The 23451-nt window shown below is 65.3% G+C and carries 19 protein-coding genes; 12 read left to right on the top strand and 7 right to left on the bottom strand.

The window, feature by feature from the left end:
- Positions 1 to 282 precede the first annotated feature (282 nt).
- The 3 genes from F6X37_RS05015 (at position 283) to F6X37_RS05005 (ending at position 2514) form a co-directional block, all read left to right on the top strand.
- The gene (locus tag F6X37_RS05015; protein ID WP_187610521.1) at positions 283 to 1620 is read left to right on the top strand and encodes a C45 family autoproteolytic acyltransferase/hydolase; all 1338 of its coding nucleotides are present in this window, start codon (positions 283 to 285) and stop codon (positions 1618 to 1620) included.
- 216 nt (positions 1621 to 1836) lie between these two features.
- Positions 1837 to 2091 carry a hypothetical protein gene (locus F6X37_RS05010; RefSeq protein ID WP_090805320.1) on the top strand — a complete coding sequence of 85 codons (255 nt, stop codon included), beginning with the start codon at positions 1837 to 1839 and terminating at the stop codon, positions 2089 to 2091.
- 192 nt (positions 2092 to 2283) lie between these two features.
- On the top strand, positions 2284 to 2514 hold the full coding sequence (locus tag F6X37_RS05005) for a DUF2795 domain-containing protein (RefSeq protein WP_090805831.1): 231 nt from the start codon (positions 2284 to 2286) through the stop codon (positions 2512 to 2514).
- 31 nt (positions 2515 to 2545) lie between these two features.
- Here the strand turns inward: F6X37_RS05005 and F6X37_RS05000 are convergent, their stop codons facing one another.
- Positions 2546 to 3610, bottom strand: a complete 1065-nt coding sequence (locus F6X37_RS05000) for a LysR family transcriptional regulator (protein WP_187610520.1) — start codon at positions 3608 to 3610, stop codon at positions 2546 to 2548.
- A 269-nt stretch (positions 3611 to 3879) separates the two neighbouring features.
- Here F6X37_RS05000 and F6X37_RS04995 point away from each other — a divergent pair, with 269 nt between their 5' ends.
- Positions 3880 to 4092 (top strand): hypothetical protein, encoded by a 213-nt coding sequence (locus F6X37_RS04995; RefSeq protein ID WP_184056745.1) that lies wholly within the window; start codon positions 3880 to 3882, stop codon positions 4090 to 4092.
- Positions 4093 to 4177: 85 nt separating this feature from the next.
- Here F6X37_RS04995 and F6X37_RS04990 read toward each other — a convergent pair whose 3' ends face one another.
- Positions 4178 to 4795: a TetR/AcrR family transcriptional regulator gene (locus tag F6X37_RS04990; RefSeq protein ID WP_187610519.1), complete on the bottom strand. Its 618-nt coding sequence runs from the start codon at positions 4793 to 4795 to the stop codon at positions 4178 to 4180.
- 218 nt (positions 4796 to 5013) lie between these two features.
- Between F6X37_RS04990 and F6X37_RS04985 the strand changes: the two genes are divergently transcribed.
- The 4 genes from F6X37_RS04985 to F6X37_RS04970 all read left to right on the top strand — a co-directional run bounded on the left by F6X37_RS04985 (position 5014) and on the right by F6X37_RS04970 (position 11455).
- A complete protein-coding gene (locus F6X37_RS04985) occupies positions 5014 to 6162 on the top strand; it encodes an efflux RND transporter periplasmic adaptor subunit (protein WP_187610518.1) in 1149 nt (382 codons plus the stop codon).
- Positions 6159 to 9287, top strand: coding sequence for an efflux RND transporter permease subunit (locus tag F6X37_RS04980; protein WP_187610517.1), 3129 nt, complete (start codon positions 6159 to 6161; stop codon positions 9285 to 9287). Before F6X37_RS04985 ends, F6X37_RS04980 begins: the two co-directional genes overlap by 4 nt.
- Positions 9288 to 9301: 14 nt before the next feature.
- A complete protein-coding gene (locus F6X37_RS04975; RefSeq protein ID WP_187610516.1) occupies positions 9302 to 10867 on the top strand; it encodes an efflux transporter outer membrane subunit in 1566 nt (521 codons plus the stop codon).
- Positions 10868 to 11308: 441 nt separating this feature from the next.
- Complete coding sequence (locus F6X37_RS04970; protein ID WP_187610515.1) at positions 11309 to 11455, top strand: hypothetical protein; 147 nt, start codon at positions 11309 to 11311, stop codon at positions 11453 to 11455.
- A gap of 82 nt (positions 11456 to 11537) precedes the next feature.
- On the opposite strand, the gene F6X37_RS04965 is transcribed toward F6X37_RS04970, so the two are convergent.
- Complete coding sequence (locus F6X37_RS04965; protein WP_187610514.1) at positions 11538 to 14039, bottom strand: penicillin-binding protein 1A; 2502 nt, start codon at positions 14037 to 14039, stop codon at positions 11538 to 11540.
- Between the two features lie 559 nt (positions 14040 to 14598).
- On the opposite strand from F6X37_RS04965, the gene F6X37_RS04960 reads away from it, so the two are divergent.
- The 3 genes from F6X37_RS04960 (at position 14599) to F6X37_RS04950 (ending at position 17767) form a co-directional block, all read left to right on the top strand.
- Entirely contained in the window at positions 14599 to 15264 is a 666-nt protein-coding gene (locus F6X37_RS04960) for a hypothetical protein (RefSeq protein ID WP_187610513.1), read from the top strand.
- A gap of 479 nt (positions 15265 to 15743) precedes the next feature.
- On the top strand, positions 15744 to 16424 hold the full coding sequence (locus F6X37_RS04955; RefSeq protein WP_090805336.1) for a PspA/IM30 family protein: 681 nt from the start codon (positions 15744 to 15746) through the stop codon (positions 16422 to 16424).
- A gap of 161 nt (positions 16425 to 16585) precedes the next feature.
- The gene (locus F6X37_RS04950) at positions 16586 to 17767 is read left to right on the top strand and encodes a tetratricopeptide repeat protein (RefSeq protein WP_187610512.1); all 1182 of its coding nucleotides are present in this window, start codon (positions 16586 to 16588) and stop codon (positions 17765 to 17767) included.
- A gap of 93 nt (positions 17768 to 17860) precedes the next feature.
- On the opposite strand, the gene F6X37_RS04945 is transcribed toward F6X37_RS04950, so the two are convergent.
- Entirely contained in the window at positions 17861 to 18529 is a 669-nt protein-coding gene (locus F6X37_RS04945; RefSeq protein ID WP_187610511.1) for a TetR family transcriptional regulator, read from the bottom strand.
- A 212-nt stretch (positions 18530 to 18741) separates the two neighbouring features.
- Here F6X37_RS04945 and F6X37_RS04940 point away from each other — a divergent pair, with 212 nt between their 5' ends.
- Positions 18742 to 20232: a flavin-containing monooxygenase gene (locus F6X37_RS04940; protein WP_187610510.1), complete on the top strand. Its 1491-nt coding sequence runs from the start codon at positions 18742 to 18744 to the stop codon at positions 20230 to 20232.
- 247 nt (positions 20233 to 20479) lie between these two features.
- Here F6X37_RS04940 and F6X37_RS04935 read toward each other — a convergent pair whose 3' ends face one another.
- The 3 genes from F6X37_RS04935 to F6X37_RS04925 are packed head-to-tail and all read right to left on the bottom strand — an operon-like array spanning position 20480 to position 23390.
- Positions 20480 to 21298, bottom strand: a complete 819-nt coding sequence (locus F6X37_RS04935; RefSeq protein ID WP_090805341.1) for an ABC transporter permease subunit — start codon at positions 21296 to 21298, stop codon at positions 20480 to 20482.
- Complete coding sequence (locus F6X37_RS04930; RefSeq protein WP_184056787.1) at positions 21295 to 22227, bottom strand: ABC transporter permease subunit; 933 nt, start codon at positions 22225 to 22227, stop codon at positions 21295 to 21297. The genes F6X37_RS04935 and F6X37_RS04930 overlap by 4 nt, the downstream gene beginning before the upstream one ends.
- Complete coding sequence (locus F6X37_RS04925; RefSeq protein WP_187610509.1) at positions 22224 to 23390, bottom strand: ABC transporter ATP-binding protein; 1167 nt, start codon at positions 23388 to 23390, stop codon at positions 22224 to 22226. Before F6X37_RS04925 ends, F6X37_RS04930 begins: the two co-directional genes overlap by 4 nt.
- Positions 23391 to 23451: the final 61 nt, after the last annotated feature.

Here is a 23451-nt window from a genome sequence, read left to right as displayed (position 1 = left end):
GCAGGGCGGCGTCGTGCGTCGCTCACGTGGCGCGGCCACGCAGCGCTCCTTACTCCTTGCCCTGGCCCCGAAGGAAGTCCCCTTGGGGGACGGCCGATAGCGGGCATTCGCACGTGCGTTCCATATGTAAACAGACCCTAGAGCTTTCGAAGGCTTCGCGGGGCGCGATGCAAAGCGCCGCGGATTCTCTACAATGGACAGACCGCCGGCCCTTCACGCGGCCGGCACGCGTGAGCCCAGCTTGGGCGCAGCGACAGCGCCCGCCGTAGCGTCGGAGCGAAGATGAGCGAACCGTCCCCCGAGGCCGTACGCCGCGATCAGGCCGGCTGGATTTTCGTGCATATCGAAGGCGAGCCGTACGATCGCGGCGAGCAGCACGGCCAGTTGCTCGCCGACGAAATCAGAAACGCGATCCGCACCGCGCGCTATCTCGCCAAATGGGACACCGGGGAGGAGTTCGACACCTTCGTCAATGCCGCGACGAGCCAGTTCGCGAGCAAGCTCGACACCGAATTCGCCGATGAAATCCATGGCATCGCCGACGGCGCGAAGCTGCCGTTCGCCGAAGTGCTCGCGTGGAACGGCTACATGGATCTGCTGCAAAGCTGGTGGCCGACGCACGCCGCGCAGGCGCAGCCGCATCTGGGCGCGAAACTGTGGCGCGGCCGGCGCGGTCACCACTGCAGCGCGTTCATCGCGACCGGCAACGCGACGCGCGACGGCCGTATCGTGATGGCGCACAACTCGTGGGACCGCTACGCGGCCGGCGACGCGTTCAACGTCGTGTTCGACATCCTGCCCGACCGCGGCAACCGCATCCTGATGCAGGGCCTGCCGGGCTGCATCTCGAGCCTGACCGATTTTTGGGTCACGGCGGCCGGCCTGATGATCACCGAAACGACGATCTCGAACTTCGCGGGCTACAACGCGGCCGGTGCGCCCGAGTTCTATCGCTCGCGACGCGCGTCGCAATATGCGAACAGCATCAAGGAATGGTGCGACATGTTCTCGCTCGCGAACAACGGCGGCTACGCGAACAGTTGGCTGCTCGGCGACACGAAGACCGGCGAGATCGCGCGTTACGAACTCGGGCTGCACTATGCGGGCTTCGAGACCACCAAAGACGGTTTCTACAGCGGCTATAACACCGCGACGGATCTGAAGATCCGCAACCAGGAATGCATCGGCGAAGGCGAGGACTATACCGACGTGCGCAAGAACGGCGCGCGGCGTCTGCGTTTCATGCAGCTCGAGGAACTGCATCGCGGCAGCATCGACGTCGAGCTCGCGAAGCAGATGATCGCCGATCATCACGACGTCTATCTCGATCGCAACGACAACCCGTGCTCGCGCACGATCTGCGGGCATCTGGAGCTCGATGACGCGCGCTTCGGCGGCACCGATCACGGGCCGTTCAATCCGTGGGGCGCGAACGACGGCAAGGTGATCGACAGCGAAATGGCCCGCGAGATGGCCTTCACCGCGCGCTGGGGGCATCCGTGCGGCCGGCCGTTCGACGCACAGGCGTTCATGAAGCGGCATCCGCAGTGGAACTGGCTGAACGGCTATATGCGGGACCGGCCGTCGTGGCCGTGGACGCGCTTCGATGTGCTGCGCTAGCGCATGGCGGACGCGCGCGCCTGTTCGTGCCATGATGGAATCTACAATCCGGTTTTGTCGCAAATGTGCGCGCGTTGCAGTATTTGCCATCTAAGATGGTAAGGAGCCTGGGCCGCGCAGCGCCATGCCGTCCTCGGCTTGCACCGTCCTCTCGACGCGGGACGGCACAGGGTTTGCTCGATTGTCAGCGCCGCATGAGCTTTAGGAGGTCGGGCGATGAAAACCTCGACACTGTTAATCATGGTGACGCTGTCAGCCTCGTGCTTTGCCGCGCCGGTTCATACCGCCTCGGACAGCACGGATTCCATCACGCTCGCGCAACGCGCGAACGCCGCGCCGGTCGCGCCTCCGGCCCCAGACGTGTCGAGCACCGACGCCAGCCGTCCGCAGCACTGGGAGCATATTGCGCTGCCGAAGTCCCGACATCTGGACCGCAGCCTGACCGGGCAGAACGAGCACCTGACCACGTGAGGGCCGCCGCAACGGCGGGCGGCGGCGCGGCTACGACGGCGCGCCTGCCCGGTTTGCGCCGGCTGTCATGACGATGGGGTGGCGATGCGCGCGGGATTGGAACAGACTGCGAGAAACTCATCGCGGCGAGGCGCTGGCTTTTCGTGGCAGCAATAACGACGTGACTAACTCAAGCTCACCAGGAGCATGCGCATGACGGCCTCGGACATCCCCGGCGAATCGATCGATCTGCAGATCGCCGATCTTCTCAGCGAAGTCGAATTCCCGACCAACAAGGACGCACTCGTCGACGCCGCGCGCGAAGCCGGCGCGAGCAACGAGGTGTTGGCGATGCTCGATGGTATGCCGGAGCAGGATTATGTCGACATCGAGTCGGTCACGCTCCTGATCGGCGGCAACTATGGCCCGGGCCTGGGGATCTGAACCCGGATTCAACCTCGCCTCACCTCACACGTCAGAACTGCGACGACGCCGCGATCCGCGCGCGCGCCACCCGCGTCACACGGCGCGTCGTGCGGCTGTTTTCGAGCGCGTCGTCGGCGATCTCGCGCGCCGTCGGAGCGTCGGACCCGCTCACCCCGGCCACCACCCGCACCGGCGCCACGCTACGGGAATCCCGCGCCTGCGCGCTGTCCGGCTGGAAATGCTCGACCAGATGGTCGATGAACGTCCGCACCTTCGCCGGCAGATGCAGCCGGCTCGGATACGCAATCGTGATTTCGATGGGCGGCAGACTGTACGCGTCGAGCAGACGCACGAGCCGCCCCGCCGTCAGATCACGGCCGACCAGGTAGCTCGGCAGGATCGCCACGCCCATGCCGAGCAGCGCGAACTGCCGCAGCATCTCGGCGTTGTTCGCCGCGATCGCGTTGGTCGGCCGCACCCGCACTTCGCCGTCCGGCCCATTGAACAGGCGCTCCTCGCCGCCCTGCTCGGCCGGCCTGCTCAGGCACGAATGCCTGAGCAGATCCTCGGGGCGCCTCGGCGTGCCGTGTTGCGCCAGATACTCGGGCGTCGCGCAAACCGTCATGTAGCCGGTCGTCAACCGCCGCGTGACGATGCTCGCGCTGCGCATGTGCCGCGCAGCCAGGATGCCGACGTCGAAGCCCTCTTCGACCAGATCGACGTGGCGGTCGGCGAGCGTGACGTCGGGCACGACGTCGGGATAGCGCGCCGCGTACGACTGCACGACCGGCGCGAGACTGTGCAATCCGAACACGACCGGCGCGACGATGCGCAGCGTGCCGACCGGCTCGTGATTGCGCGCCACCACCATCTGCTCGACGCTCTCGAGATCGGCGAGGATGTGGCGTACGCGCTCCAGATAGGTCGCGCCGGATTCGGTCAGCGAAAGACGGCGGGTGGTGCGGTTCAGCAGTCGCGTGCCGAGCCGCGCTTCGAGATCCGCGACGTGCCGCGTGACGACCGCGGTGGACAGATCCAGCGCGCCCGACGCGCCGACGAAACTGCCGAGGTCCGACACCTTGACGAACACGCGCATCGACTGCAGTTGATTCATGGACGACTCCTGCCTCGGTAAAGCCGGGCCGGCGCAACCGTTGCCGCCTGTGTCGACCCGCGCCGCATGGGCGCGCGCGGGTCCGCCCAACGCAACCGATTCTAGCGATAGGACATGTCCCAACCCTGACCCAGACATGACATTCCGGTCAGATTCGGCGCGGCGTGTCCATCGCGCCACTATTACGGCGTCTATCGTGGATTTTAGCTAGGTATAAACCCTAGTTTGCTGGTAAGATGGCGGCCAAAGAAAGTTACCGCTACACCGCCATGCCACATCGTTTTCGTCTGCTGGAAAAGATCGCGTTTTCGCTGGTTTGCTGGTCGGCCGCCGCAAGCTCGGCCTATATCGCTTACGAGCGCTGCCCCGATATCAAGGTTGCCCTGCACGCCGGGGAAAAATTCCTCGACGCCAGCGGCCAGTACGCGTTCGCGTGCGCGGCGCCCGCCGCCGAGGCCTGCGCGCGACTGCCGGTCGAATGATTTTTCCGCCTTGAACCGTATCTGATGCGCGATCCCTCCGGGTCGCGCATTCGCGCATCTGCGCCTCCAGGCTCAACGCCTACCGTTACGCATCGCGCCCGAACACCACGCGCGAGAAAAACCCCGCCAGCACCGTTTCGGCCATCTCCGCCGGGACATTCTGCGGATCGACCGTGTAGAAGAACTGCACGCCGTCGCACAGACCCATCAGGCCGATCGCGAGCTGCTCGGGCGGCATCGACATCGGCGTGCCCACGCGCTCCGAGAACTCGCGCACATAGGCGCTCAACTGATCGATCTTTTCGTGCATGAACGCGTTGAAGCGCAGCCGGAAACGGCCGTCGCGCACCGCCAGCAGCTTCGCCTCGACCCACAACAGAAAACACTTGTTCTCGCGATGCAGCGAGCTGTAGTAGCGCAGCACGCGCGCCTCCATCTCCTCGCGCGACGCCGCGCTTTCGAAGATCGCATGCAGGCCCGCCTGCATCGCTTCGTGATCGCGCCGCAATAACTCCAGAAACAGCTCGGTCTTGCTGCGGAAGTTCGAATAGAACGCGCCGCGCGTATAGCCGGCCGCCGCCGCGATGTCCTCGACACTCGCCGCGACGAAGCCCTTCTTCATGAAAATTGCCTGCGCGGCATCGAGCAGCCGCTCCCGCGTCTGGTCCTTGCTCTGCTCTCTTGTCAGTCTTTGACGTTTCATGGCCGCAAGCCTAGCACCCAAAAGAATTCAAATCCATCTATGCATTCAGATACATGAGTGTATTAGAATGCATTGCTTCATTCAAAGCCATCCCTGTATGCCATTAGCATGACGCGGCATGCGGGTCTTCGCTGGCGGGCCGCGCGGCTTGCCGTGTTCGTTCGCTGTCTCCAGTTGGGGTAATTGTGAAGCGTCCCGGTTCTCCCGCATCGTCAGCGATGCGCCAGCAGTCTCCCCCATCCTCTCACCGCGGTTTCTCCAGGCAGACCTGCGCGCTGGCGCTGGCGGGCGTGCTAGTGCTCGCGGCCTGCTCGAAGAAGGAAGCCGCGGCGCCCGCGCCGCGCCCGGTGGTCGCGCTCGCCGTGCATGCGGACGGCCACGCGCTGCAGGCGGCGTCGCTGCCCGGCGAAGTGCAGGCGCGCTATTCGACGCCGCTGTCGTTCCGCGTCGCCGGCAAGATCATCGAGCGGCGGGTACGGCTCGGCGACACGGTGAAAAGCGGCGAAGTCGTCGCGCTGCTCGACCCGGCCGATGCGCAGAAAAACGCCGCGAGCACGCAGGCGCAGCTCGACGCCGCGCAGCACAACCTCGTCTATGCGCAGCAGCAGCTCGAACGCGACAGGGCGCAGGCCAAAGAGAACCTGATCGCGCCCGCGCAGCTCGAACAGACCACCAACGCCTACGCGTCCGCGCTCGCGCAGCGCGATCAGGCGCAGCAGCAGGCGGCACTCGCGAAGAACCAGCTGCAGTACACGACGCTCGTCGCCGGTCATGCGGGCGTCATCACGGCTGAACAGGCGGACACGGGCCAGAACGTGTCGGCGGGTCAGGCCGTCTACAACCTCGCGTGGAGCGGCGACGTCGACGTGCTGTGCGACGTGCCCGAAAGCGCGCTCGCCGCATTCGCGGTCAGCCAGAACGCGAGCGTCACGCTCGCCGCGCTGCCGGGCCGCAAGCTCGGCGCACGCGTGCGCGAGCTGTCGCCGGCCGCCGATCCGCAGAGCCGCACCTGGCGCGCGCGTCTGACCCTGCTCGATGCCGGCGCCGACGTGCGCCTCGGCATGACCGCCGACGTCACGCCGGCCGTGCCGCTCGCCGCGGCGGCCGCGCAGCACGGCGTGTTCACGCTGCCGGTCACCGCGCTGTTTCACGAGGGGCGCGAACCGGCCGTGTGGGTCGTGCGCGCCGCGGACAACACGCTCGAGCTGCGTCGCGTGACCGTCACGCGCTACTACGAGCGCACGTTCGTCGTCAGCGATGGCCTGAAAGATGGCGAACGCGTCGTGCTGCAAGGCGTGCACACCGTGAGCGCCGGCCAGAAAGTCCGCGCGATCGCGCCGCTGCATCCCGAGGACTTCGCTTCATGAGCACGTCGCACGAAGAAGGACGCTTCAATCTGTCCGCGTGGGCGCTGCGTCATCAGGCGCTGGTCGTATTCCTGATCGCGCTCGCCACCGCGTTCGGCATCCTCGCCTACACGCGGCTCGCGCAGTCGGAAGACCCGCCCTTCACGTTCCGCGTGATGGTGATCCGCACGTTCTGGCCGGGTGCCACCGCGCGCCAGGTGCAGGAGCAGTTGACCGATCGCATCGGCCGCAAGCTGCAGGAAACGCCGTACATCGATTTCGTGCGCAGCTACTCGCGTCCCGGCGAATCGCTGATCCTCTTCACGATGAAGGACTCGGCGCCGGTGAGCCAGGTGCCCGAGACGTGGTACCAGGTGCGCAAGAAAGTCGGCGACATCGCGTCGAGCTTGCCGCCGGGCATCCAGGGCCCGTTCTTCAACGACGAATTCGGCGACGTCTACACCAACATCTACACGCTCGAAGGCGACGGCTTTTCCGCCGCGCAACTGCACGATTACGCGGACCAGCTACGCTCGGTGCTAGTGCGCGTGCCGGGCGTCGGCAAGGTCGACTATTTCGGCGATCCCGATCAGCACATCTACATCGAGATCGCGAACACGCAGTTGACGCGTCTCGGCATCTCGCCACAACAGCTTGGGCAGGCGATCAACGCGCAGAACACGATCGCTCCCGCAGGTACGCTGACCACCACGGACGACCGCGTGTTCGTGCGCCCGAGCGGCCAGTTCAACGACGTGGGCGCGCTCGCCGACACGCTGATCCGCATCAACAACCGCACGTTGCGTCTCGGCGACATCGCGACGATCAAGCGCGGCTACGACGACCCGGTCGTCACGCAGATGCGCTTCGGCGGCAAACCGGTGCTCGGTATCGGCGTGACGATGCAGCCGGGCGGCGACGTGATCCGCCTCGGCCGCGCGCTCGATCGGCAGATGACCCAACTGCGCGCCGCGCTGCCCGCCGGATTGAATCTCGTCGAAGTATCGAGCATGCCGCACGCGGTCGCGCGCTCGGTCGACGACTTCCTCGAAGCGGTCGCCGAAGCGGTCGGGATCGTGCTGGTCGTGAGCCTCGTGTCGCTCGGCGTGCGCACCGGCATGGTGGTCGTGATCTCGATTCCGGTGGTGCTCGCGGTCACCGCGTTGTGCATGTACCTGTTCGATATCGGCCTGCACAAGGTATCGCTCGGCACACTCGTGCTCGCGCTCGGCCTGCTCGTCGACGATGCGATCATCGCGGTCGAAATGATGTCGGTGAAGCTCGAGCAAGGCTGGAACCGCACGCGCGCCGCGGCCTTCGCGTACACCAGCACCGCGTTTCCGATGCTGACCGGCACGCTCGTCACCGTATCCGGTTTCCTGCCGATCGCGCTCGCGAAGTCGAGCACCGGCGAGTACACGCGCTCGATCTTCGAGGTGTCGGCGATCGCGCTGATCGCGTCGTGGCTCGCGGCGGTCGTGCTGATTCCGCTGCTCGGCTATCACATGCTGCCCGAGCGCAAGCGCCATGCGCACGAGCCTGACGATCACGAACATGACATCTACGACACGCGCTTCTACACGCGCTTGCGCGGCTGGATCGGCTGGTGCATCGAGCGGCGCTTCGTCGTGCTCGCGATCACCGTGCTGCTGTTCGTGCTCGCGATGGCCGGCTTCTCGCTCGTGCCGCAGCAGTTCTTCCCGAGCTCGGACCGGCCGGAGTTGCTGGTCGATGTGCGGCTGCCCGAAGGCGCGTCGTTCGATGCAACGCTGCGCCAGGCGCAGCGCCTCGAGCAGGTTCTCAAAGGGCGGCCTGAAATCGATCACTCAGTCAGCTTCGTCGGCACCGGCGCGCCGCGCTTCTATCTGCCGCTCGATCAGCAATTGCAGCAGCCGAACTTCGCACAGTTCGTGATCACCGCGAAGTCGGTCAAGGATCGCGAGAAGCTCGCGCAGTGGCTCGAACCGGAGTTGCTCAACAACTTCCCGGCGATCCGCACGCGCCTGTCGCGCCTCGAGAACGGGCCGCCGGTCGGCTATCCGGTGCAGTTCCGCGTGAGCGGCGACGACATCGCGACCGTGCGCTCGATCGCCGAACGCGTCGCCGCGACGATGCGCGCCAATCGCGGCACGCGCAACGTGCAGTTCGACTGGGACGAACCCGCCGAGCGCTCGGTGCGCTTCGAGATCGACCAGAAACGCGCGCGCGAGCTCGGCGTGACGTCCGAAGACATCGCCAGCTTCCTCGCGATGACGATGTCCGGCTACACGGTCACGCAGTATCGGGAGCGCGACAAGCTGATCAGCGTCGATCTGCGCGCACCGCGCGCCGAACGCGTCGACCCGTCGCGGCTGACCGCGCTCGCGATGCCGACGCCCAACGGCCCGGTGCCGCTCGGCACGCTCGGACATCTGCGCAACGACCTCGAATACGGCGTGATCTGGGAACGCGACCGTCAGCCGACCATCACCGTGCAGTCGGACGTGTCGGCCGGCGCGCAAGGCATCGACGTCACGCACGCGGTGGACCGCGCGCTCGCGCCGATCCGCGCGACGCTGCCGGTCGGCTACCGGATCGAGATCGGTGGCTCCGTCGAGGAAAGCGCCAAGGGTCAAACCTCGATCAACGCGCAGATTCCGATCATGGTGATCGCGGTACTCACGCTGCTGATGATCCAGCTGCAAAGCTTCGCGCGCGTGCTGATGGTCGTGCTGACCGCGCCGCTCGGCCTGATCGGCGTCGTGCTCACCTTGCTGCTGTTCGGCCAGCCGTTCGGCTTCGTCGCGATGCTCGGCGTGATCGCGATGTTCGGCATCATCATGCGCAACTCGGTGATTCTCGTCGATCAGATCGAGCAGGACATTGCGTCGGGACACAAGCGTTTCGATGCGATCGTCGGCGCGACCGTGCGGCGGTTCCGGCCGATCACGCTGACCGCCGCGGCCGCCGTGCTCGCGCTGATTCCGCTGCTGCGCTCCAACTTCTTCGGGCCGATGGCGAGCGCGCTGATGGGCGGCATCACGAGCGCGACGATCCTCACGCTGTTCTATCTGCCCGCGTTGTACGCCGCGTCGTTCCGCGTACGCGCCGACGAGCGCGAGCCGCAGACGCCGTCCGGTGCCGGCGCCACGCACACGGGTAACTGAGCATGAGCACGAGCATGACTATTCCCGCCCTATCCCGCCACCGCCGCGCGCGCTTCGACGCGCTGGCCCGTACCACGCTTGCCACCAGCATCGCCAGCATCACCTGCATGCTCGGCGCCTGTTCGTTCGGACCGAACGGCGACGCGCCCGCGATGCCGCGGCCCGCGCACTACGGTGCCGAGCCGCTACCGACGCAAACCGTGACTGCGCAGGGCGTCTCGCAGCAGTTCGTGACCGGCGCGCAGCCGGTGCCCGAATGGTGGAAGCTGTACCGCTCGGATGCGCTGAACGCGCTCGTCGACGAAGGCCTGCGCAATAGTCCGACGCTCGACGCGACCGACCGCAGTCTCGCGGCCGCGCGCGAGCAATTGCGCGCGCAGGTCGGCAGCTCGCTGCTGCCGACCATCGACGCCGGCGGCCAGGCCACCCGCAATCGCGCGCTCGCGATCCCCGAGATCGGACCGAACACGTTTCTGTACAACGTGTTCGTCGGCCAGTTGCAGGCGCACTACACGTTCGATCTGTTCGGCGCCGCGCGTCTCGCGAACGCGGCGCTCGCCGCGCGCGTGAACGTGCAGGTCTACCAGCTCGAGGCGGCGCGGCGCGCGCTCGCCGCGAACATCGTGACCGCGACGATCACGAGCGCCGCGCTGCATGCTCAGATCGATACGACCGAGCGGCTCGTGGCCCTCGCCAACGATCAGGCACGCGATACCGAGCGGCGCTTCGCGCTCGGTGCGGTATCGCATGCCGATCTGCTAAACGCGCAGCAGAGCGCGGCGAGCGTGTCGGCGAGTCTGCCGGCGCTGAAGCAACAGTGGCTCACTACGCGTCACGCGCTCGCGGTGCTGCTTGGCCGCACACCCGATGCCGCGCCGGACGACATCGATCTCGCGCAGTTGCATGTGCCGGAGCAGGTGCCGGTGGTCGTGCCGTCGGAGCTGCTGCGCACGCGGCCTGACATCGAGGCCGCCGACGCCGCGCTGAAGGCCGCTGCGACCGATGTCGGCGTCGCCACCGCGCAGATGTTCCCGAGTCTGTCGCTGTCGGCATCGATGGGACAAGGCGGGTTTAGCTGGCCGGTCGCGATGTCCGGTGCGGGGGCCATCTGGAGCATCGGCGCGTCGCTGTCGCAACCGCTGTTTCATGGCGGCGCGCTGCTCGCGCAGCGCCGCGCGGCGCAGCACACGTACGAAGCGAGCGTGTCGCAGTACAAACAGACTGTGCTGGCCGCGTTTCAGAACGTCGCCGACACGCTCGCCTCACTCGAGCACGACGCGCAGTCGCTCGACGCCGCGAACGTCGCCGCGCGTTCGGCACAGGGTGTGTTCAACGAGACCTCGGCGCGCTATCGGCTCGGCGCGCTGCCCGTCGCCGCGACGCGTTCGAGCGAGCAGCAATGGCGCAACGCGCAGCTCGACGAGATCCGCTATATGAGCGCGCGGCTGACGGATACGGCCGCGCTGTTTCAGGCGATGGGGAATCCGCCGGTTGATCAGGCAGGCGCATCATCGGCTGCGGCGACTTCGGCTTCTGCGCCTGCATCGGTTGGGACGACGAACACGGCGACATCCAACTAAATCTCGGATTCCGTACGGAACGGGGCGCACTTATCCCCAGTTCGTGTTGATGAGCCTGTTGAAAACTGTCTGAACAACGGGCTAACGCATTGAACCTAATACGATTTGTTTGTACGGTGCGAAACGAATCAGAAGCAAGCCACAGGACACGTGCTCTGCAGCGCCTCAACGGTGTTTATCGATCACTGAATCGTGCTATCAGATCGATGCATGCTTGAGGCGCGAAAGAGCTTGCCCACTCTTGCGAGCTTTTGAACTCGGGCTCAAGACGAGCAAGCGCCTCAGATAGCCACTGCGACCGTTGCGCTTCACGCTTGAAACCGCCAGCAAGGCGAGCAACACATTGCCTGGGAAGATCTTTGCGAAATCGTCGCTACGCGGTCAGAACAATCGATTGGAAATTCGATCGTATTGCTCGTCCGGCTAGACGATGGCCGTACCATGACCGTGCCGGAAGGCGATTCAGCCTGGCATGATCTGACCATGAAGTTATCGGAACATCTTGCCGGCGCGAAACGCTACGAGGAGTGGGCACTTCAGTCCGCTTTTTCCGACGATGTGCCTCGCGTCGAGGTGTTTCGCCGCTGACATGACGGTATGCGGCGAGAGCGGGCCGGTGCCCGTATCGCTTAAGAATCCGCGGCCCCCCGCGCACCCGCCATCCGAGACATCAAGGCTTGTTCGACTCGAACAGATCCATGATCTGCTTCTTCTCGGTCGTCGACACGCTCGGCGGCGGCACCACCGGCGGCGTCATGCCCGCCGGGCCGACCCCGCCCACCGCATCGGTCGCGCCGGCCATCGGATTGCCCGAATCGAGACCGATGCTCGCGACGAAGCCTTGCCCCGGCAACTTGTCGGTAAAGAACAGCTCGCCGTTCATCACCGTCACACCGTCGGGTTGCTGCGGCTCGGCCTGTGGCACACCGCGCAGCGCGCGCTGCATGTACTCGACCCAGATCGGCAGCGCGAGCTGCGCGCCGAATTCGCGGCTGCCGAGACTCTTCGGCTGGTCGTAGCCCATCCACGCGACCGCCACCAGCGACTGCTGATAGCCGGCGAACCAGCCGTCCTTCGCGTCGTTGGTCGTACCGGTCTTGCCCTGCAGGTCCGAGCGCTTCAACACGTTGGTGCCCGCGCCCGTACCCGCGGTCGCGACCGAGTGCAACAGGCTGTTCATGATGTATGCGTTACGCGGCTCGAGCGTGCGCGGCGCGTCGTGCCCAGCGACGAGCGGCTGCGCGCGCGAGATCGCCACGCCCCGCGCGTCGGTCACTTCGTTGATCAGATACGGATTGATCCGGTAGCCGCCGTTCGCGAACACCGAGTACGCGCCCGCCGACTGCAGCGGCGTGACGAGGCCCGCGCCCAGCGCCATCGGCAGATACGGCGGGGTCTTGTCGGCGTCGAAGCCGAAGCGCTGCGTGACGAAGTCCTGCGCGTACCTGGTGCCGATGAACGACAGGATGCGGATCGACACGAGGTTCTTCGACTTCTGCAGCGCGAGGCGCATCGACATCGGACCATCAGGCTGGTCGTCGTCCTTCGGCTCCCACGCGTCGCCGCCCGGCGTGCTCGGCGGGAAGTACAGCGGCGCGTCGTTGATGATCGTCGCCGGTGCGAGCCCCTTGTCGAGCGCCGCCGAATAGATGAACGGCTTGAAGCTCGAACCCGGCTGCCGCCATGCTTGCGTTACATGGTTGAACTTGTTCTTGTTGAAGTCGAAACCGCCGATCAGCGCGCGGATCGCGCCGTCCTGCGGCGTCAGCGACACGAGCGCGCCCTCGACCTGCGGCAACTGCGTGATCTGCCAGTTGCCCTTGTCGTCGGCGACGAGGCGCACGATCGAACCCGGCTTGATGCGCAGCGTCGCGTTCGCGCGCGGGCTCAGCGCCGCGGCGACGAAGCGCAGGCCGTCGCCCGACACCGTCACCTGGGTGCCGTCGACCAGTTGCGCGGCCACCTGCTTCGGGCTCGCGTCCGTCACCACGCCGGCGATGATCTCGCCGTTGTCCGGGTGATCGGTCAGCGCGTCGTCGATCGTCTGGTCGCGGTCGTCGCCCGCCTCGGGCAACTGCACGAAGCCTTCCGGTCCGCGATAGCCGTGGCGCCGCTCGTAGTCCATCACGCCCTTGCGCACCGCGCGATACGCGGCGTCCTGATCGGCGGAATCGATCGTGGTGGTCACGTTCAGGCCGCGCGTATAGGTTTCGTCCTTGTACTGCGCGTACATCATCTGCCGCACCATTTCGGCGACGTACTCGGCGTGCACGCTGTACTCGTTGCCCGGATTCTTCGTGTGAATCTCTTCCTTCACGGCCTGGTCGTACTGCTGCTGCGTGATGTAGTTCAGCTCGAGCATGCGTCGCAGGATGTACTCCTGACGGATCTTCGCGCGCTTCGGATTGACGACCGGGTTATACGCGGACGGCGCCTTCGGCAGGCCCGCGAGCATCGCGGCCTGGGCCAGCGTGAGGTCCTTCAGGTCCTTGCCGAAGTACACGCGCGCGGCCGCGGCGAAGCCGTACGCGCGCTCGCCCAGATAGATCTGGTTCATGTACAGCTCGAGGATCTGGTCTTTCGTCAACGCGCGCTCGATCTTGTACGCGAGCAGCATCTCGTAGATCTTGCGCGTGTACGTCTTCTCGCTGGAGAGGAAGAAGTTGCGCGCGACCTGCATCGTGATCGTGCTCGCGCCCTGCGACGCGCCGCCATGCGCAAGGTCGGCGAAACCGGCGCGCAGGATGCCGACGAAGTCGACGCCGCCGTGTTCGTAAAAGCGGTAGTCCTCGATCGCGAGCACCGCTTTTTTCATCTGGTCGGGGATGTCCTGGAAGCGCACGAGGCTGCGCCGCTCCTCGCCGAATTCGCCGATCAGCACGTGATCGGCGGTGTAGACGCGCAGCGGCACTTTCGGGCGATAGTCGGTCAGCGCGTCGAGCGACGGTAATTGCGGCCCCATCACGACGAGCGCATAGCCGACGATCAGCGCCCCGACCACGACGACGGTCGCGATCAGGCCGAAGAACCACAGCACGAGCGACGCGCCGATCGAACGACGGCCGCGCTCGGGCTCGCGCGAGGCGGCATTGCGTCCAGGGGTGCGTTGGTGGGAGTCCCGGTCTTCACCGGCCGGAGAGTTCGAGGAATGCGGTCGTTTGATGATTGGCATGACTGGAATAATGGGCCCGCAACTGCGCGCCTGTCTGCACGCGCTCGCGGCGCGCGCATGGGTCGTGTTCGACATCCTGGCAGGGACGTACGCCGCCCTGCGGACCTTGCCCCCGGCCGGCCGCACGGCACGCCACGGACCATGTCCGGCGCAACGTAACAGCGCATTTTAAAGAAATCGGCAGCGGTCCAAGGCAGTTTTTTTGTAAGAATTCCCTTTGCCGGCCGCCTTTTCCTGGTAAGGGTCTGTAATTTCGCGCAGCGCGCATTGCAGCGTGCGCGCGACGCGCAGCTTATGCGGGGTTATCAACATTTTCTGTTGAAAGGGCTGTGGACAAACCGGCCGCAAACACTACAACTCATTGATGCCACGGGATTTTCGCACCGCGCTTGTTCCGTGGCGGCGCAACTCGTCATATGATGAACCCCGCGCGCGTCCCTCGATGCGCGCGATGGGGACCCCAACGGCGGGATCCAACGGCAGTTCCGATGACGGGTTCCGACACCGTATCCGAAGGCACGCGCCGATCCGCCCATGCTAACAAGACTGCGAGTCGATCATGTCCAAGCCCAGTGAGCGCATCGTCGTATTCGTCACGACCGCGCAGAAACGTGCGATCACCGCGACTGCCGAGGATCTGGGCATCAGCGTGAGTGAACTGATGCGGCGCGCGGTGCTGAGCTTCGGCGCGACCAGCGAACAGGTCAAGGCCGCGAGCATCGTCGACCGGCTGCGCGCGCCGCGCGCGCCCGATCCGCTGAACGCGGCGCTGCAGCGCGTCGCGCGCGGTACGCGCTATGCGCGCGCCGCGCTGCCGGTAGCGCTGCAAGCGGATGAGAAAGACGCGGCGGCTCCGGCGGCTGCCGGCGCGGCCGATGCCGTGGCTTCGCCCTCGATGCAGCAAGCCGGTCGTCCCGCTCCCGTGACCGACCCTGTGGATGCCCCCGCCCCGCTGCTTCCCGCGGGCGTCGCCGCCGCGCTCGCCGCCGAGCAGGACGAACAGGCCGCGGCCACCGCCGAAGCCGTCGCGCGTCTGACGGCAGCACGAGCCGCCGAAAACGCGGAAAACGCCGAAGCGGACGCAATCGACAACGCCGCGTCGAAACGGCTGCCCGGCACGTCGGCGCGTCTGCGCAACTCACTCAAGCGCCGTCCCAACGACCAGGACTCCGACGAAGACGAACCGCACAGCGACCCGAGCGCCGAAGGCGGCCGTTTCGCGTGACGCAAAGCGTGACGGAAAATTACTGCGCACCGAGCCGCAATCACTGCATCCGAGCGATGCAGGCGAGCGTACGCAACGGGTCCCCGTTGCATATCGTTACATCAGTGACACCTGCGTGAAACGCCGCTCGGTAACGCCCGCCCACACCCGCAAACAGCGGCTTTTCGCGCATCGTTCGAGCCTTCGGGTAGCCGCATCGATTAAGCCATCTTTAAGACAGCCGGTGGTGTAATATCCGCCGTCAAGTCCATGATCCGCCGTCAAGTCCATGCCCATCGCGGCTTTCCATCATCCAGGCATTCCTCAACCGGCATTGCGCCTCAACAAAAACGGACCGCGCTATTGCAATTGGCAAGTGCGCCCCGAACTCCGGTCCGAACGTTGCGCAGCATGGCGCACGGCGGCGTAAAGTAGCAGTAGTTCAAGGCAGTCAGGCGCGCACGCATCGTCGGCGCCGCTCACATTCTCTGGAGGTTTTCATGTCGCTTTTTGACAGCATTTCGCGCACGCTCAAAGGTCTTTTGAACGATGCGGCCGATTCGGTGCAGGATCCGTCGCGCGACTCGCGCCAGATCGTGCGCGAACTCGACGACAGCATCGGCAAGGCCGAAAACTCGCTGATCGAGATTCAGGCGCAGGTCGCCACCCAGCAAAGCAAGCGCGATGTTGCCGCGGACAAGGCGAAGAAGTATGAAGACGGTGCTCGCCGTGCGCTGCAGTCCGGCGACGAAGCGCTCGCGCGTGAAGCGCTCAGTGCGCAGGCCACGGCCGAAGCCGAACGCGATGCGCTGACCAAAGAACTGACTTCGCTGGAGCCGTCGGTCGCGCAACTGAAGAGCCAGATCGAGGACATGCGCACGCGCCGCAACGACCTGAACGCGCGCTCGAACATCCTGCAAGCCAAGCAGCAGATCGCGCAGGCAAAAGATACCGCGGCCACCGCACTCGGCGGCATCGGCGGCAAGAACCTGTCCGAGGATTTCCAGAAGCTCGAAGATAAAGTCGCGCTGTCGAACGCGCGTTCCGACGCACGTCTGAACTCCGCCGACGAAAAAAGCGGCAAGGCGCTCGACGACAAGCTCGCGGATCTGAACCGCGGCCCGTCCGTCGACGATCGGCTCGAAGCGCTGAAGAAGCAGCTCAATACGCCGGCGCAGTAAATGCCGGATGCGTGTACTTCCTCGCAGCAAGTACACGCAGCAATGACTGCAGTAGCAGTACATGGCGGTGCGCTCGCTTCTGAACGCACCGGCATACCGGCCGCCACAGGCAGCCACCGCAATCGACTGATGGAGACGGGCGCGTCCCGCCCGGTCCGCAAATGAAAAAACTTTTCGCAACCGCCTTCGCTTCGCTGCTGCTCGTGTCGGCCGCGGCGTTCGCGGTGCCGACCGCCCAGCAAATCGAATCGGCGATGTCGCAGGGCAACTGGCAGCAGGCCGACGCCGGCCTCACCGAAGTGTTGCAAGCGCATCCGAACAACGCACACGCGCACTATCTGTACGCCCAGGTGCTCGATCGCGAAGGCCGTTCCGCCGACGCGCTCGCGCAGCTCCAACAGGCAAAGACACTCGATCCGCAGGTCCGCTTCACCGACCCGAGCCGCTTCGCGCAAACCGAAGCGCGCCTGCGCCGCGACGCGGAACGCGCGGGCGGCAACGTCACCCGTCACGCCGCGAATCCGTTCGCGCAGCAGAATGCGCCTGCTGTGCAGCAACAGTCGGCGATGATGTCGCAAGCGCAACAACGGCATGGTCCGGGGGTGGGTATGTGGATCGGTATCATTGTTCTGATCGCGGTGATCGCGCTCGTGCTGCGCTGGACCTTGCGCCGCGCGCGCAGCCAGGAAGACACGCGCGCCGACGAGGACCGCCGCGCGCAATTGAAGCGCGCCACCGACATGCTCAACATGGTGCGCTCGATCAAGCTCGACGTGAAGCTATCCACCGCGCCGGGTCACGAGTTGCTCGAGAAAGACGTCGAAGCGACCGAAGAACAGTTGCGCGGCGCCGTCGAAACGCTGTCGAACGGCAAGAATCCGCTGCCGCCCTATGCACTCGACGAATTCGAGCAGCGCATCGCGAGCCTGCGCGCGCGCGCCGACGGCCGGCCCGATCCGACCGCCGCGTCCGTGGGCAGCGCTCAGCAATCGACGTACGCGCAGGAGGCCGAGCGCTTCGGCAACCCGCAACCGCCTTATCCGCAACAGGGTCCCTATCAGCAGCAGCCGCAGGTCATCGTGCAGCAAGGCGGTGGCATGGGTGGCGGCATGGGCGGCCTGCTGACCGGCGTGCTGCTTGGCGAGGCGCTCAGTCATGGGCGTGACCGCGTAGTCGAGCGCGACGTGGTCGTCGACCCCGACGAACTGCGCCGGCGCGGCGACGACGGCGGAAACGGCGGCGGCCTCGACTTCGGTCAGGGTTCGAACGACTGGAACGATGACGGCAGCGGCGGCATCGACATGGGCAGCAACGACGATTCCGGCGGTTGGACCGATACCTGATCGAACCCGATCGATCCGCGTCGAATGAAAAGACAGGCTCCTTCGCGGAGCCTGTCTTTTGCCTGCCGGTTTTGTGTACCGCCTTCGTTCAGGTCAGGCCCGCGCCGACTCCGCCTGGCTACCCTCGTGCTGCGCGAGCACGACCGCCCCCGCAAACAGCCGCACGATGAAACGTTCCGCGTAATCGATCAATGCGTCGCGGCGCGCGGCGTTCGCATCGATGTATTCAGCGGATAGATGAAACAGTTGCAGCACGATCTGCGTGCAGACTTCGTCGACGGTCTCGCGCGCGAGTCGCGGCATCAATTCGAGCTGCACGACGTCGTCCGCCATCTCCGCCGACACCTCGTGCAGGTTCGCCCGCACCGCTTCGCGCAAAGCCGGCGACGTGCCGTGGTATTCGGCCAGCGCGCTCAGGAACGCCTCGCGGTTCGCGAGCGCGAACGCGAAAAACGCGACGCACGCGCGCCGCGGCACGCTGTGCGGTTCGTCGTGCGCGGCGAGCCAGCGCTCGCGTCGCAGCATCGGCCGAAGCCGTCGGCTCACCGAGACGACGGCTTCGTGCGCAAGCTCGTCGAGCGCGCTGAAATGGCGGTAGAACGTGTTCGGATTGAGCCCCGCCTCGCGTGCGAGTTCGCGTAAGCCGAGGCTCGCGAAACTGCGGCCGCCGGCGGTCAACCGCAGCGCGGCCTCGATCAGCTTGCGCTTGCCGGGCGGCAACTCCGGGCCGGCGACGGACGCTGCTTCGGGGACGGTCGTCATCGTGCGTTCAATCGTCGCGCGGTATGCGCGTTTAATAGCTGCACTCTAAACGATCTTGACGCGATGTGTACAGTTGTCTACCCTGCGCGTTAAGCCGTGTGTAGACAGCTGTAGACGCGCGATTTCGCCCCTGCCCGTCGCGCCGCGCGAGTCCAGCGCGCCGTAGCCGCTATCGTTTCACCCGCCGCTTTCGCCCCGTGCCGGAGACCGCCGTGACGCCTGCCCCTTCCGCTTCATCCACCGCGCTGCGCATTGCGATCGTCGGCAGTGGCTTTGCCGGCATCGGCATGGCCATCCGTCTGCAGCAAATGGGCATCACGTCGTTTACGGTCTATGAGGCCGCGAGCGGCATCGGCGGCACGTGGCGTGACAATACCTACCCCGGCGCGGCCTGCGATGTCCCCTCGCATCTCTATTCGTTCTCGTTCGAGGCGAATCCGGCGTGGTCGCGCTCGTTCAGCAGCCAGGCCGAAATTCTCGCGTATCTGCAGCACTGTGCACGCAAGTACGGCGTCGATCGCTACGTGCGTTGCAATGCGAACGTGAGCGCCGCGCGCTTCGACGAAGCGCGGCAGATCTGGCTCGTCGAGCTCGACACGAACGGCGCGCGCGAAATCGTCGAGGCCGACGTGCTGATCGCCGCGAACGGTCCGCTGTCGCGTCCCGCGCTGCCGCGCATCGCCGGCATCGAACGTTTCGAGGGCAAGCTGTTCCATTCGGCGCGCTGGGATCACGTCTATCCGCTCGACGGCAAACGCGTCGCGGTAATCGGCACCGGCGCGAGCGCGATCCAGTTCGTGCCGAAAATCCAGCCGCGCGTCGCGCATCTGGCTCTGTTCCAGCGCACCGCGCCGTGGGTGATGCCGAAGCGCGACAAGCCGATCGGCCTGCGCGCGCAATGGCTGTTCCGTACGCTGCCGTTCACGCAGCGCTTCGTTCGCAGCGCGATCTATTGGCAGCTCGAGTCGCGTGGGATCGCGTTCGTCGTCAATCCGAAGCTGATGAAGATGCCGATGAAGTTCGGTCTCAGCTATCTGCAGCGACGCGTCAAGGACCCGGCGCTGCGCGCGAAGCTCACGCCGAACTACCGGCTCGGCTGCAAGCGCGTGCTGCTGTCGAGCGACTATTACCCGGCCGTCTGTCAGCCGAACGTCGACGTCGTGACGAGCGGTATCCGCGAGATCGTCGCGGATGGCATCGTGACCGACGACGGCGTGCACCACCACGCGGACGCGATCATCTGCGGCACCGGCTTCCAGGTCAACGACGTGCCCGCGCCGTTCGAAGTGACCGGCCTCGACGGCACCGACCTCAGCACGCTATGGCTGCGCGATGGCCCCGAGGCCTATCTCGGCACCAGCATCGCGAACTTCCCGAACTTCTTCATGATCGTCGGCCCGAACACGGGGCTCGGCCATAACTCGATGATCTACATGATCGAGTCGCAACTGCGATATATCGGCGATTGCCTGCGCGTGCTGCGCAAACAGAATGCGCGCACGATGACCTTGCGCGCCGACGTGCAGCGCGATTTCAACGCTCGTTTGCAACAGGAGATGCGGCACGCGGTGTGGACGAGCGGCTGCCACAGCTGGTATCAAACGCAGAGCGGCAAAGTCACCGCGATCTGGCCCGGCTTCACGTTCAGCTTTCGCAAGCGTACGCGCCGCGTGCGGCCGCAGGATTACCGCTTCGCGCGTTGAGTCCGCACAATGGCAATCCGGCGCCGCGGGCATGGGCCGGCGCATTCGTTACCCGCCACCGCTCAGCAACTGCAACAGCTCCCACAGAAACTTCACGATGATCACGATCAGTTCCCACAGCCGATAGAGCGGCTGCCAGTCCAGCACGCGCAGAAGGGACTCGATCATCGCTATCGTCAGAAGAAGTGAGGGCCGCGATTTCCAGTTCGATCACGCGTCGCGCGCGATGCCCGCGCGTCGCGCAAGCTCAAACCGCCATCACGGCCCGCCTGCGCTCCGCGCGCTGCATGAAGAAGTTCGCCGCGACGACGCCGACCGTGACGACCGCGATGAACAGCGTCGCGAGCGCATTCATCTCCGGATTCAGACCAAGTCGCACGCGCGAGAACACGACGAGCGGCAAGGTCGTCGAACCGGGACCCGACAGGAACGCGGACAGCACGAGGTCGTCGATCGACAGCGTGAACGACAGCAGCCAGCCCGACACCAGCGCCTGTGAGATCAGCGGCAGCGTGACGAAGAAGAACACGCGCAGCGGTGTCGCGCCGAGGTCGAGCGCGGCTTCCTCGAGCGACGGATGCAGTTCGCGCACGCGCGATTGCACGATGATCGCGACGTACGAAATACACAGCATCACGTGACCGATCCAGATCGTGAAGATGCCGCGTTCGGCCGGCCAGCCGATCCAGCGCGCCATTTCGATGAACAGCAGCAACAGCGAGATGCCCTGAATCACTTCGGGGATCACCAGCGGCGCGTTGATCATGCCGGTGTACAGCGTGAAGCCGCGAAAGCGCCCCATGCGCGCGAGCACGAAGCCGGCCCACGTGCCGATGATCACCGACGCGAACGCCGTGAGCAGGCCGATACGCAGCGACAGCCACGCCGACGTGATCAGCTCGCCGTCCTGCAACAGCGCCGCGTACCAGCGCGTCGAGAAGCGGGTCCACACCGTCACCAGTTGCGATTCGTTGAACGAATACACGACGAGGCTGACGATCGGGATATACAGAAACAGAAAGCCGATGCCCAGAGCGATCAGCTGCAGCATGCGATTCGGCTTCATTGGCGGCCCTCCTCCAATGCCTTCGCCTGGGCATGCTGGAACAGCGCCATCGGCACCAGCAGCAGCAACACCATCGCGCATGTGACGGCGGACGCCATCGGCCAGTCGGCGTTGTCGAAGAACTCATTCCACATCACGCGGCCGATCATCAGCGTGTTCGCGCCACCGAGCAACTCGGGAATCACGTACTCGCCGACCGCCGGAATGAACACCAGCAGACAGCCCGCGATGATGCCGTTCTTCGACAGCGGCAGCGTGATCTGCCAGAACGCCTTCCACGGCTTCGCGCCGAGGTCGTAGGCGGCTTCCAGCAAGGTCAGGTCCATTTTCACGAGATGCGCGTACAGCGGCATCACGAGAAACGGCAGGTACGAATAGACCATGCCGATGTAGACCGCCGTGTTCGTGTGATACAGCTCGATCGGCGAATGGATCAGGCCGACCGACATCAGGAAGTTATTCAGCAGCCCGTTGTTCTTCAGAATGCCGATCCATGCGTACACGCGGATCAGGAACGAGGTCCAGAATGGCAGCATCACGGCCATCATCAGCAGATTGCGGGTGGCCGGATTGGAGCGCGCGATGTAGTACGCCATCGGATAGCCGATCAGCAGACACAGCACGGTCGAAATCGCCGCGACCACGACCGAATTCACATAGGTCGCGAAGTACAGGCTGTCGGTCAACAGAAACGCGTAGTGCGACAGATCCAGCGTGATGTGCAGCGCGCCTTCCGCGAAGGTGACGAGCTGCGTGTACGGCGGAATGCCGAGCTGCGAATCGGCGAAGCTGATCTTCACGACCAGCAGGAACGGCACGAGGAAAAACAGCAGCAGCCAGATGAACGGCCCCGCCACCACCGCGGTGCGTCCCCTGAACTTCAGACGCCGCACGGGCCACGCGAAAAACGACGAAAGCGCCTCTTTCATGACGTCAGCACCACGCCGGCCGATGCGCTCCAGCGCACGTAGACTTCGTCGCCCCAGGATGGCGGATCGATTTCGGTGAGCGCGAGGCTCGTCACGTTCGCGATCACGGTCTTGCCGCCGTCGAGCTTCACGTGATACAGCGAATAGCCGCCCATGTACGCGATATTCGTGACGACGCCCCTGCCCCAGTTGTAGGCGCCCTCCGGCGGCTTACGCGTGAGGGCGATGCGTTCGGGGCGCACCGAGATCGTCACCGGCATGCCGAGCGGACCGGTGATGCCGTGATTGACGTGCAAATGGCAGGTCAGATCCGGCGTTTCGATGAACACGTGATCGGGCTCGTCCTCGACCGTGCGGCCTTCGAACAGATTGGTCGAGCCGATGAATTCCGCCGAGAAACGGCTGTTCGGGTACTCGTAGACTTCATGCGGCGTGCCGAGCTGCACGATCTGGCCTTCGCTCATCACGGCGAGGCGGTTGGCCATCGTCATCGCTTCCTCCTGATCGTGCGTGACCATCATGCAGGTGACGCCGACCTGGTCGAGAATGTTGACGAGCTCGATCTGCGTGCGTTGGCGGATCTGCTTGTCGAGCGCCGACATCGGCTCGTCGAGCAGCAGCAGCTTCGGCCGCTTGACGAGCGAGCGCGCGAGCGCAACGCGCTGCTGCTGCCCGCCCGACAGCTGATGCGGCTTGCGCTTCGCGAAGCGGCCCATCTGCACGAGTTCGAGCGCGTTGTGCAGGCGGTCTTTCAGCTCGGCCTTCGGCACGCCTTCCTGCTTGAGGCCGAACGCCACGTTTGCCTCGACCGTCATGTGCGGAAAGAGCGCATACGACTGGAACATCATGTTGACCGGCCGGCGATACGGCGGCAGTTGCGCAAGGTCTTCGCCATCGATCAGGATCTTGCCCGACGTCACGGTTTCGAGCCCGGCCATCATGCGCAGCAACGTCGACTTGCCGCAGCCCGAGCTGCCAAGCAGCGCGAACAGCTCGCCCTTCTTCACCGTCAGATTGACCCCTTTGACCGCGACGGTCTCGCCGAACTTCTTCACGACATCGACGATCTGGATGAACTGCTCCGCTGCGTCGCCCGTCACGGCGTTCGAGCCCGTCGACGGCGCGGCCGTCCCGGCCAGCGCGCCCGGCTGGTCACTACTCATCATAATGCTGCTTCACTCCGGCGTTTGACGAACAAAGCCCCCGGTGAACACCGAGGGCTTC

The sequence above is a fragment of the Paraburkholderia sp. 31.1 genome, assembly GCF_014397645.1.
Taxonomy (GTDB): Bacteria; Pseudomonadota; Gammaproteobacteria; order Burkholderiales; family Burkholderiaceae; genus Paraburkholderia; species Paraburkholderia tuberum.
Note: the sequence above shows the minus strand (reverse complement) of the source record. Positions and strands in the feature narration are given on the sequence as shown.